The sequence below is a fragment of the Massilia atriviolacea genome (assembly GCF_003953935.1).
In the GTDB taxonomy this organism is placed as follows: domain Bacteria; phylum Pseudomonadota; class Gammaproteobacteria; order Burkholderiales; family Burkholderiaceae_D; genus Telluria_A; species Telluria_A atriviolacea.
In genome coordinates this window covers 166,886-178,537 of sequence record NZ_RXLQ01000001.1, presented here as the reverse complement: position 1 = coordinate 178,537, position 11,652 = coordinate 166,886, and the positions used below count along the sequence as shown (strand labels likewise).

At 65.3% G+C, this 11,652-nt stretch carries 10 protein-coding genes; 1 reads left to right on the top strand and 9 read right to left on the bottom strand.

All coding sequences use genetic code 11. The features are described 5' to 3' along the window. Positions 1-62 precede the first annotated feature (62 nt). Positions 63-473, top strand: coding sequence for a ribonucleotide reductase subunit alpha (locus tag EJB06_RS00805; protein ID WP_126072094.1), 411 nt, complete (start codon positions 63-65; stop codon positions 471-473). A 417-nt stretch (positions 474-890) separates the two neighbouring features. On the opposite strand, the gene EJB06_RS00800 is transcribed toward EJB06_RS00805, so the two are convergent. From EJB06_RS00800 to EJB06_RS00760, 9 genes are all read right to left on the bottom strand, one after another. Further along, complete coding sequence (locus EJB06_RS00800) at positions 891-1,862, bottom strand: ADP-ribosylglycohydrolase family protein (protein ID WP_126072093.1); 972 nt, start codon at positions 1,860-1,862, stop codon at positions 891-893. A gap of 145 nt (positions 1,863-2,007) precedes the next feature. Beyond that, positions 2,008-4,992: a hypothetical protein gene (locus EJB06_RS00795; protein WP_126072092.1), complete on the bottom strand. Its 2,985-nt coding sequence runs from the start codon at positions 4,990-4,992 to the stop codon at positions 2,008-2,010. Between the two features lie 44 nt (positions 4,993-5,036). Then, positions 5,037-6,365, bottom strand: coding sequence for a vWA domain-containing protein (locus EJB06_RS00790; RefSeq protein WP_126072091.1), 1,329 nt, complete (start codon positions 6,363-6,365; stop codon positions 5,037-5,039). Next, a complete protein-coding gene (locus EJB06_RS00785) occupies positions 6,362-7,357 on the bottom strand; it encodes an AAA family ATPase (RefSeq protein WP_126072090.1) in 996 nt (331 codons plus the stop codon). Before EJB06_RS00785 ends, EJB06_RS00790 begins: the two co-directional genes overlap by 4 nt. 114 nt (positions 7,358-7,471) lie before the next feature. Next, positions 7,472-8,113 (bottom strand): hypothetical protein, encoded by a 642-nt coding sequence (locus EJB06_RS00780; protein ID WP_126072089.1) that lies wholly within the window; start codon positions 8,111-8,113, stop codon positions 7,472-7,474. Between the two features lie 183 nt (positions 8,114-8,296). Beyond that, positions 8,297-8,812: a hypothetical protein gene (locus EJB06_RS00775; protein ID WP_126072088.1), complete on the bottom strand. Its 516-nt coding sequence runs from the start codon at positions 8,810-8,812 to the stop codon at positions 8,297-8,299. 182 nt (positions 8,813-8,994) lie between these two features. Further along, positions 8,995-10,158 (bottom strand): hypothetical protein, encoded by a 1,164-nt coding sequence (locus EJB06_RS00770; RefSeq protein WP_126072087.1) that lies wholly within the window; start codon positions 10,156-10,158, stop codon positions 8,995-8,997. Between the two features lie 91 nt (positions 10,159-10,249). After that, on the bottom strand, positions 10,250-10,936 hold the full coding sequence (locus tag EJB06_RS00765) for a carbonic anhydrase (protein ID WP_126072086.1): 687 nt from the start codon (positions 10,934-10,936) through the stop codon (positions 10,250-10,252). 27 nt (positions 10,937-10,963) lie between these two features. Next, the gene (locus EJB06_RS00760; protein ID WP_126072085.1) at positions 10,964-11,644 is read right to left on the bottom strand and encodes a Crp/Fnr family transcriptional regulator; all 681 of its coding nucleotides are present in this window, start codon (positions 11,642-11,644) and stop codon (positions 10,964-10,966) included. Positions 11,645-11,652 lie beyond the last annotated feature (8 nt).

Here is an 11,652-nt window from a genome sequence, read left to right as displayed (position 1 = left end):
GAGGGTGCCGGATGGATACGGTATACATGCGGTATACGCAATCGACCTGGAAGGAATGAACGATGAATATCAGCAGTTACGACGACCTGATCCGCGCCGCGCGCGCCCAGCCGCAACCGCAGCGCCTGCTGTTTGCCTTCGCCAAGGCGGAGCTGCCGGACGACGCAGGGGCCGCCGAGCGCGCCGGTTTCGCCGAACGGCGCGGCGGCGCCCTGGCTCCGGTCATGTGCGTGGACAAGACGCCGGAGCAGCTGGGCAGCTTCGACGACCTGGTGGCCGAGTCGAGACATACCGGCAAGGAGTGGGACATCGTGTTCGTCACCACCATGTCCGGCCGCAACGGCAAACCGCCAGCCTCGGCCGATGCGGAAGCGCCGCTGAACATGATGGTGACCTATATTCACACCGGCCAGATCGGACAGTTCCTGGCGTTTGGGCGGGATGGGGAGCTGCGGCGCTTCGCTCCGGCATAAGCGCAAGCCACCGTGTGCGGCCGGGCCAGGGACGCCCAGGTGTTGTCTTGACGCCGCATGACAATAGATCAAACATCGCCCGCGCACTTCGCCTGCACGCCCCGGTATCAGGGGCCAGCGCTGTGGTGACAGGCGCCAGTGCGGACAAAATGTCCGCTGCGGTGACAGGCACCGTGTCCACTGCGGTGACAGGCACCGGGATGGACAAAATGTCCGCTGCGGTGACAGGCACCGGGATGGACAGGGATGGACAAAATGTCCGCTGCGGTGACAGGCACCGGGATGGACAGGGATGGACAAAATGTCCGCTGCGGTGACAGGCACCGGGGTAGATACTGGAATCACAAGCGAAATCGCGTCATTCACGCGGCCAGGCGCAGACGCAGCGGTTGGGTGCGCGATCGCCATCGGCGATGTTCAAGACGGCTCCCCTGGATGAGTGACGCCTGGCGCATGGGCGATCAGCCTGTCGAGCAGCGGCTGGTATAACTCGCTTCCCCGCAGCTGTGCGCGCCAGCGCTCCGGAATCCCGTGGATGCCGACACGCAGGCCGGCAATGCCGCCGGCGATGCAGGCGGTGGTGTCGGTATCGTTGCCCAGAGCGATGCCGGCGCGCACCACGTCTTCATAGCCACCTGCATCCTGCACCATACGCGCCGAGCGCAGCGAATCGACCACGTAACCGGAGCCGTATCCGTCGGCCGGCTCGTCGGGCCGGACCGACCATTCCAGTTCCTCCAGCGCGTCCGGCGTCGCGGCGTACATGGCGCGCAGGCTGGACACCGCATCGCCCCAGGGATCGCCAGTTCCCTCCAGCACGCGCCGCGCCCACAGGCAGTACAACGCACAGCACACCTGCGAGCGCAGGTGGCCGTGGGTGGGCAGGGATTGCTGGTGGGCGTCGTGCACCAGGCTGGCGTCGGATCCGCGGTGCCACAGCGCCAGCGGCAAGGCGCGCATCAGCGAGCCGTTGCCGTTGTCGTACTGGCCGCTGGGACCGGCCTGCGCCGCCCGGGTGCCGTCACGCAGCGCGCGAATCGCGGCGCCGCACGTCAGGCCGACATCGAACACGATGCCGTCGACCGCCATATACCCGTGCTCGTACCACGCCAGCAGGCGCTCGCCGAGGTCCTCAAGGTCGAGGCGGCCGCAGTCGAGCAGCGAGGCCAGCAGGCACAGCGCGTGGGCGCCATCGTCCGACCACGTTCCCGGCGTCACGCTGTGATGCGCACGCGCGAACTGCGGCGGCGGCGTGAAATCGATCAGGCTCGGCGATGGAATATCGCCCGCCTTGCGGAACTCATAGGGGACGCCCAGGGCATCGCCGACCAGCAGGCCAAGCAGGCCACCGGCCAGACGCTCGTGGTAGCTTGGGCCGGGCGCCCTCATGGGCGCTGGCCTGCACGCGGCATTGTCCTCGTTGCAGCTTTTTGAGGGGAATCAGTCTCGCATTATCAGGAGTGTACAGCCACGCGGCAAGCAAATTCGCCCGAGGAGCCCGGCGCGATCGTCGTTCCAGGCGAATTCATGCTATTCACACACTCTCCTGCCCCGCCCCCGCGCGTTCCTCGATGACCCGGGCCGCGTTGGCGCGCACGTCCCCGTGCCGGTCCTGCAGCAGGACCTGGAGCGTCTCCAGCGACGTGGCCGGATGGTTGGCAACGCGGATGCGCACCGCGTAGTTGCGGTTGGCCGCCACCAGGCCGGCCATCATCGCGCTGTCGCAGTGCGGATTTTGCGCGAGCCCCGCCAGCACGTCTTCTTGCTTGTTGGCAAGCAGCTGGCGCTGCAGCGCGACGTCGCTCGTCATCTTCGCCAGCGCAGCCCTCACTTCGGTCGCCGGATCGTTCACGAAATGGCTTGCCAGCCGGGTGTTCCAGCCGGCCAGTGCGGCCCGCACCTCGGGATCGGCGTCGCTCTTGAGCACGTCCGCCGCGTGCGCGGGCAAGGCAGGATTGCCCGCCAGCGCCTCGCGCCCGGCGCTGCCTTCCTGCATCACGCGCGCGATGACCTCATCGTCCAGGTGCTTGCTCAAGCGCGCCGCCCAGTGACGGTTTTCCCGGCTCGTCTGCGGCCCCAGCGAGCGCGCGAGCAGCGCCTGCATGCCGGGGTCGTCCGGGTAGCGCTCGACGATGGCCTGTACCGTATAGTAGGTGAAAATAATCCGCTCGCCCTCCTGCTCGAAGTAGGTGCGGATGCGCTCCAGATGGTGCCGCTGCTGCTGCTCGTCGGGCGCGGCGTACAGCACCCGCAAGCTGAGCAGCGGATCGCCGCGCCGATGGTCGAGGACCTGCAACAGGAAATCGGCCGCCTTCAGCGAAAACCCCGGCAGCCCTTCCAGATTGCCCGCCACGCGCTGCAGGGCATCGATGGCGCCGTGGTAAAGATAGTGCTCGGCCAGGGCCGGCGCCAGGTGGTCGTTGTACGCCAGGCGCCGTTCGTACTTGCCCAGCATCTGCTCCTGGAGCGCCGGATTCCTGGTGTGATCGGCGACGCTCTCGGCCACCACGCCGCCTTCGGCCAGCAGCGCGCTCTCGATGGCGGCGCTCTGCTCGATCGGGAAAGCGGCCAGGTAGGCCGGCATCCGGCGCCGGATGTCGAGTTCGGCGTCGCGCGACAGCAGCGCCACCACCGCCCACGGCAAGCTCGATTGATTCGTCAGCGCATCGCGCACCTCGCTCAGCTTATCGGCGGCCAGGGCCAGCAGGATGGCTTCGTCGGTCGAGGTCGAGGCCAGGGCGATTCTTTCCTTTTTGTTCCCCTTGATGGCGCCCCTGGCATCGATTTTGACAGCGGGCGCAGCAACGGCACTGGCGGGCGCGGCGCGAAAATCGGTCAACTGGCGCGCCGCCTTGTTGGCTTTCAAGGCAGCGCGCACGGACTCGCCGCCCAGCAGCCACAGCATTTCGTAAAAGAAGCGCGGCATATCGGTGCGCTGCGCCAGTTTTTTGAGCAGCACCGTATCCGGCACCAGCCAGAGCGGCAACAGCAGCGCCTTGTCGCAGCCGATGTGGTCGCAGGCCATGCGCTGCACGCTCAGTTCCTTGCTGAGCAGGAGGTGGTTGATGTAGTAGCCGGGATATTTGCCCACTTCGGGACCGTTCATCTTCCATTCAGGAACCGGTTCCGGATCGGGCAACGGCAAGCCTTCCAGCAGGCGCAGCTGCACGCCGGGATTGGCGGCGATCAGCTCGGGCAGCGCATGGCGCATCTTGCCGAGCAGTTTTTCCGGCACCTTGGGATGCCTGGCGATGGCGTATCCCAGGCTGCTGGCCAGCGCTTCGCCGTTGCTGCGCCGGGTATTGGTGGCCGCTTGCAGGTTGCCGATCTTGCTGGCGGGACTTTTCGGATCGATGGCCACGGCCAGCAATTGCTCGAACGTCGTGTGTACATCCGCCCTGCCCGGCTGCGCGGCGATCAGCGACAGCACCGCGTGCGAACTCGTGTGATCGGCCAGGTGCAGGCGCACCATGCGCGAGGGATGAACCGCCAGTGTCAGCTGCAGGGCTTCCGGCAAGGCCGGATTGCCGGCCAGGGCGAAGGCGATGTCGACGCTGTCGATGTCCGCCAGTTGCGTCATCATCGCCACCGGCAACGCGGGGTTGAGCGCGGCGGCGGCTTTTCTCCAGTCCTCGGGCTCGGCCAGCGTGGCCCGCAGCAGCGCCTCGCTGGCGTTCGGATGCATGGCGCAGGCGAAGCGAATGGCCGCGTCGTCGCGCGCGGCGAGGATGTCCAGTCCTTCGGCCGGAAAGTCCGGATTGCCGAGGAAGTCGCCCAGCTCCTTCCAGCCCAGCGTTTCCAGGCGGTCGAGGCGGTCGCCCTGGCGTGCTTCCTCGTGCTGGGCGACGAGTTCGAGCGCGTCGCCGGGAAACTGCTTGTGCGAAGCCGCCGCTTTGGCAATCTTTTCGTCGCGGTCGGTGCACAGCAGGCGCAGGGCGTCCGGGCCCGCGTGCTCGTGGCGCGCCACGGCCAGGCGCACGGTCGCGTACTTGCTGGTCGCGAACTTGTCCAGGATCGGCCCCATGGTCGCCGCGTCGACCGCATACTGGTCCATGATGCGCAGGTCGATCGACTGGTGCCCGAGCGCCATCAGGTCGCTGCCCCAGCGTGCGACGAAGCCCTTGTCGACCGAATGCGATTCCAGCACCAGGCAGAGCGCCTTGATGTTCTTTTGCGCGATCAGGTGGCGCACATAATATGCCGGCACCTGGCCCCAGTTGCGGTTTGGGGCCGGCAACTCGCGCTGCGCCTGCGCCACCGCGGCCGCCCACGCCGGATGCTGCGCCAGCTCGGCCCAGCGCGGCTGCGCCTCCACGAAGTCAGGGGCGAAACGCCAGGCTTCGGCGATCAGCGCCAGTTCGGCGTCGGGATGGCCGATGAAGGTGGCAATCACGTCCCAGTCGTACCAGTGGATCTCGTAGGAAAAATTGAGCTGCTGCGCCATCGTCTTCTCGCGCGAGGTGCCCTCGGCATAGTGGTGGCTGATCTGGACGATATGGAGGAATTCTTCGGCGGTCATGGTTGCCTTCGATGGAAATGGAGGATAGGGGCCGTTTCTGGCGCTTACGCCATGCGGATCACCTGGCCGAACGGAAAACGTTCGCTGGGAATGGCGCCCGGAAGCGCCACCCACAACACCGGATAATGCGGGGGTTTGGTGGGAAAGCGTCCCTCGCCGTCGGTAAAATAGATCGCCGCGTCGACCTGGCGCTCGCCTTGCTGCCGGTTCAGGTAGTTAAAAAAGGGCCGGAACTCGGTGCCGCCGCCCCCGCGCACACGCGGCAGCTTGAAGTCGGGCCCCAGTTCGTACGGGCCGGCCAGCTCGGTGTCGCAAAAATACAGGCGGCAGAGGATGTGCGGGTAGCTGCTGACGATGGCGCGCAGTTCGGAAGCGAACTGTTCCAGCTCGTCCGGGCCGATCGAGCCCGAAGTATCGATTGCGACATCGATGTTGACGCGTTCTTGCACCAGCGCTTCGAGGTAGAGGCCGGCATGCACGAAGCGGCGGTCGAGGCCGGCGAAGTCGGTGGGGGTCTGGATCGTGAAGCGCCACAGCAAGGTGCGCCAGTCGACTTGCGGCGCGCAGGCCGCTTCCAGCTCCTTGATCCAGGCGCTGCGGTCCTTGCCCTGCTGGCGCGCACTGGCCTGGTCGCGTGCCTTGATCAGGGCCGATTCCCAGTGCAACTGCATTGCTTCCTTGCCTACACCGGCCGGGGCCGGACGGATATCGCGCAGCGGCGCCGTTGGGGCGGGCAAGGCCTCAGTCGCGGGCGCCGCCGACGGCACCGCCGTTGCGCTGGCCGGGGACGGCGCAGCCTTGCCGCCGAAACGCCTGGCCATGGCGGCGGCCAGGCCGGTGCTGCGGGTCTGGTCGGCGCGGGCGCTGCCGTCCGGCTGTTTCGGCTCGGCGGCGGCGCTGCCGGCCGGCTGGGTGCCGGATAATTTGCCGGCAAGTTGATCGGGATCGAGCCGGTGTTTCAGCAGGTATTCGTAGACGTGTTCGGCGGACAAAGGTACGAAGCCCGGCGCCAACTGTGCCGCCACATAACTGCCGGGCGGCACAGGAAACGTGGTCTGCGTGGTGATGATGTGATTCACGATCACGTCGCAGGCGATATTCCACAAGACCGGATTGCGCCCGTGCAGGCGCACCGGGTGCAGCAGCGCCGCGTGCAAAGTGACGTGCAGCAGCAAACCGGTGGCAACGGGGTCGGGCAGCGCCAGGAAGGCGTCCGCATTCAGGCGCACCACGCGGCCGTCGGTGTCGGCCAGTTCGACGGCGGGATCGCTGCGGTAGATGGCGAACAGGGTCAGCACCGCAAAATACGGATGCTGCTGGCGCAGCCGGATCTTGCAGCGCGACAGGGCTTCCAGGGCGACGCTGTCGCTCATGCGGCCAGTGTGAGGAATTCGGCGAGGAAACCCAGCAATTCCGTATCGCCCTGCACTTCGCGCATAAAGCTGTCATACAGCTTGCGCGAGCGCAGCTTGGGAAACAGGTCGGCGGCCACCATCTGCACCCATTCCGGCGCCGCGTTGCGGCTCAGCCAGCGCAGTGCGTTGAGGGCTTGCTCGACATTGCCGATCCGGCTCACCAGTCCGCTGCTCAGGGCGTACTGGACCGACGGCTCGTCCGGAAACGCCTGCTTCGACTTGCCCTTGAGGATCGCATCGATGGCGGGAATCTGTGCGGCCGCCTGGCGGAACACGCGAAACTCGGCCGCCGCGCCGGCGCCGATGGCCGGCGCCAGGTCGAGGTCGAGTTTTAACAGGGTATCGGCCATTTCCCAGCTGCGCGGCGACGGCCACGATTCGCTGTTGAGGTCGGGCTTGTGCAGCAGCGAGGGCCGGAAATTGAGGAAACCGACGATCTGCTCGTGCAGGTTCTTGCCGATCGCATAATGACGGAAACTGTCCAGGTTCGGCTCCACGCGCAAGTGCAGGAAGCGGTTCGCCAGCGGCGCCGGCATGTCGAACACGGCGGCGCGGTCTTCCTTGCGGTTGCCCGCCGCCCACACGAACCAGCCCGGCGGCACCGTGTAGTTGCCCACGCGGCGGTCCAGCACCAGCTGCTGGGCAACGCCCTGCAGCGCCGGCGGCGCCAGGTTGATTTCGTCGAGGAACAGGATGCCCTCTCCGTCGCGCGGCAAGAATTCCGGCGGGAACCAGTACGTCACGCCGTCGCGCGGCACCGGCACCCCGCGCAGGTCGGTCGGCGCCAGCTGGCTCAGGCGAATATCGATGAAGCCGATCCGGCGCTGCGCCGCCACCTGGGCCACCACGCTCGACTTGCCGATCCCCGGCGGCCCCCAGATCATCACGCTGTGCTGCACCTGGTGCGCGATCAGGGTCGACAAATAATCCGAAAGGTGGCCGGGGTGCATACAGTCCTTGGTGAAGTGCGTCCGAGCGACGCGTGGCCCCCTATTGTGCTGAAAACGATGAGAATCGGCAATAATTTACTTTACATTTAGCAAGTTTTTATGCCCTGCGCATGGTCAGACGGTGTCGGCCGGCCCCTGGCTGGCGCTGCCCCTGTCGGCCACGGTGCTGCCGTCATCCTGCCAGCGGTCGAAGGTGGCCATGATGTTGGCGCGGGTTTTCTCGCTCAGTTCCGGCAACTTGCCGCCCAGGGCTTGGGCGGCATCCTCGAAGCCCTTCTCGACGGCGGCGCGGACCGAGGCGAGCTTGGACGGATCGTCGCCGATCTGGGCTTTGGCGAAGACGAGGATGCGTTCGGACACCTTCTCAACGCTGAACTCGCCACCCTCGGCGGTGGCCGCCTTGGCCGCTTCGATGGTGGCCGGGTCGGCGCTGAGTTTTTGCTCGCCGCTGACGACCTTGGCCAGGTTCAGCCCCTGCTGCTCGACTGCCGGCAGGATCAGGTTGATGATTTCCTGCGCCTGGCGGTCGGACTCGGCCAGCAAGGCGTCGAGGTCGGGCGGGGGTTGCACCACGGTTGCCGAGGAACGCGGGGCGCCGTAGGTCAGGGGCGGCTCGGCCGGACCGCTCAGGGTCACCTTGTCGGTCTTGACGCCCTGCTCGCCCTGGGCGTCCTCGTTCGGACGGCGCACCGCCTCGCGTGGGGCAATCGGTGCGGCGCTGGCGGACGCCGTGGTGCTGGAAATCGTGATGCTCATGACCTCTCCTTGTAGGCGTGTACGACGCCGTAACGTTCGATCTTGACAGGAATGGACGGCATTTTGCCGCGCTCGTCTTTGATTAACGGCAGGCCTCGGGAAAAGTTGAATGATTTGAATATGGCTGGGACGAAAACTTTCCCCAGCCATGTGACGACGCGCCGCCGGCACGCCTTCGGCGGATCAGTTCAGGTTGAGCGTCCAGGTGGTCACGCCTTCCGCCGCATCGGTCGACATCGGCACATCCTGGTTCCAGCTGGCAATATAGGTCCATTCCGGATCTTCCAGCCAGGCCAGGGTATCGAAACTGGTGGCGCGCAGGCGGATGAACTTGACGTACAGGTCGATATTGTCTTTTATCCACATATCGTCGCCGTTAATGCGCAGCCGGATTTGCAGATGGCCGCTCAAGCCTTGCGAGAATTCGAAACCGTAGCCCGGATAGGGCATCGGAATCATGCCGACGCCGGGTGGCAGCTCCGGCGTCAGGTCGTTCCTGCGCGGCAGCTTGGCCGGGCCGCTATAGACGTAACTGCGGTCGTCGCCGCGTTCGTGGTCGTCCAGTTCCTCATAATCCAGGTTCAGCACCCGGATCGGGGTCCCGTTTCTTAAAATAGTCGCTTGCACCAGGCTATCGGTGCCCGCATCGGCAACATTCTTGGTCGCTGCGACCAGTCCGATCGATCCGATCCACATCATATTCTCCTTGAAATAGTGGCGACGAGCATGTACTTGCCATGCCGCGATAAGTGGCTCGCCGCAATTTTCCTTTTAAAACAAGGATTTGCGGCGATCACTCTCATCCATTATTCTGTGGAGTGCCGCACCGTCGTTTGCGCGGCATTAACCGCAGACCAGCGCCCGCCCGGGGCCGCCGGCGCTTATTTCCATTCGATCTCGTGCGAGAAAGAAAATGCGGTGGCTTTGCCGTCCACCAGCTTGGGCGCGAATTTCCCGTCCCGATAATAGTTGTCAAAAACAGGCAACATCAATTCCATCGACGCAAATGTTTCCCCGTTGGCGCTCTCCACAAAGGATGGGGCCAGGCTGTTCCAGTTGGTCGTCACGGCGGATACCTTGCCGGCCTCATCCACGCTGACGTTGACATTCACGACACCGCTTACCTTGCGCTTTTGCAGCAGCAAGGGAAGGTAAATGGAGGCCTTTCCGGGAGTAAAATCTTGCCTGGTCAACGCAGGCACGCGCAGCGGGGCCTGTTGCGCGAACGCGCTTGAGTACGCCGAGTGCGTCACACTTTTCCTGAGCAGGCTGGCGTCGGCGACCGTGGCATCGAGGATGGCGTGGCTCGCGGCCCAGACATTGTTGCACTCCTGTTGCGGCGTGCGCGGCATGCGTTTGTCGTGGGCAAACTCGTTGGAGAGAATGGCGGCATCGTCGGCCGGCAAGGCTTTTACCAGGTTCTTGAACGCGGCCATGACGCGCATCGTCTCGACCTGCCCCGGCGGACGGTCGCCCGGCGCGGGATGCCTGATCCGCGCCAGCTCGCGCAGATAGGCCGCCGCGATGGCGTCCGCCAGCCGGTCCTTGTGTTCGTCGAGCAGCGCATGACGGGTGCGATGCACCACTTCGTAGGTTTCCTTCTGGCTGCGCGTCTCGCAAGCGCTGCGGGCTGTGCCGTAAAGCGGGTTCAAGCGCGGCAGCCGGAACAGGATCGCGACATCCTGCTTATCCAGGAAATCGAAGGAAGCCAGCCTGATCTGCTGATAACGGCGCAACCAGTTGCTCACCAATTCTTCCTGCGTGACTGCCGGATTGGCGGCCAGCCACGCCTGCAAGTCATCGCGGTACGCTTTCTGCTCGCCGAGCCGGCTCAGGATGGCGGAAGCGAATTGTCGTCCGTGCTCATCGGCATACAATCCGGTCACCGCGAACTGGTCGTAGCTGTCGCTGGTTGCCTGTCTGTGCAGGATCTGCAGGAACTGTTCGGCGTCGGGCGTGGGAGCGGCACCGGCGGTGAGCGCCGCGCCGGACAGCAAGACAGTGGCGAGCAGGCGGGCGACGGGGGTACTGCAAAGGGGCATCATGGTTCGAACAGAATGGTCAAACCATCAAGTGTGACATGTGGAAATACCCTGCACAAGCCTCATGCCGCGAAAGTGTATGCACGACGCATCATTACGGCGTTCCTACCGGCACCACTCGCCCCTTGGCCGCATCGATCGGGCACACCATCGGCAAGAATTGTTGCTGGCGCGCCGAATAGCCCATCAGGGCGCCGCTGTCGATGTCGAAATACCAGCCATGCAGCACCAGCTTGCCCTCTTCCACCCGGCGCTTTACCCACGGATAGGTCAGCAGGTTGTCGAGCGACTGCAGGATGCTGGCCTGCTCGCACGCCTTGTGGCGCTCGTCCGAACTCTTGTGCGCCAGGTCGCGCATCACGCGCACCCGCACCGGCTCGGCGATGCGCATCCAGCGCTCCACGAAGCCGGTTTCCTGCTGCTCCGGCGCCAGCGGCTGCGGCGTCAACAGCGCGCGGATCCCGCCGCAGCGCGCATGCCCGAGCACGATCACGCGCACCACCTCCAGGTTGCAGATGGCGAATTCGATGGCCGAACTGACGCCCGGCGGCGCGTCCGGGGTGCACGGCGGCACCAGGTTGGCGATATTGCGGATCACGAACATGTCGCCCGGACCGCTGCCGGTCAGCAGCATCGGGTCGACCCGCGAATCGCAGCAGCCGATCAGCAGGGTGCTGGGGCGCTGCCCGCCGCGCAGGCTTTCGTAGACGCCATGTTCCTCGCTGAAATACTGTTCCTGGAAGCGGCTGAAACCGCGTACGAATTTTTCGATATCTTGCATGTGTGCTACTCCCATGTCCTGCTTCGTTCAGCCCGCGTACTCGCGCAGGCCGTCGATATCCACAATGGTGACGTTGCGCCCCTGCACGCCGATCAGGCCGTGCGCGCTCAGGTCCGCCAGAATCCGTGAAAAATGTTCCGGCGTCAGGTTCAGGCGCGAGGCCACCACCGCCTTGCTTACCGGCAGCGTCAGCTGGGCGCCCTGGCCGATGCCCTCTTCCTGCAGCAGGTAACCGATCACACGCTGGGTGCCCGACTGCAAGGCCACCGACTCCAGGTCGCAGATCAGGCCATGCATGCGCCGGCTCAGGCCGGCCAGCATCTTGCGCGCGAACGCGGGGTCGCGCGCAATGCCCTCGAACACCGCTTCCTTGGTCACATGCAGCAGCAGCGAGTCGGCCAGCGCCGTGGCCGAGACGATGTAGGGCTTTTCCATGAACATCAGCGCCTCGCCGAAACTGTGGCCGGGGCCGATCAGCTCGATGATCTTTTCGGCGCCGTTGGCCACCCCGGCCGCCAGCTTCACCTGGCCGAAGATGACCAGGTGAAAGCCCTTGCAGGTATCGCCGCGCTGGAAGATGATCTCGCCGCGCGCCACATGGCGTTCGCTGGTGCCGGCCGCGATGGCGTCCAGTTCCTCGGGCGACATCGCATCGAACAGCGGCAGGCGCGCCAGGAAGGTCTGGGGCGAGAACCGGGTCTTTTCCATGACCGCTC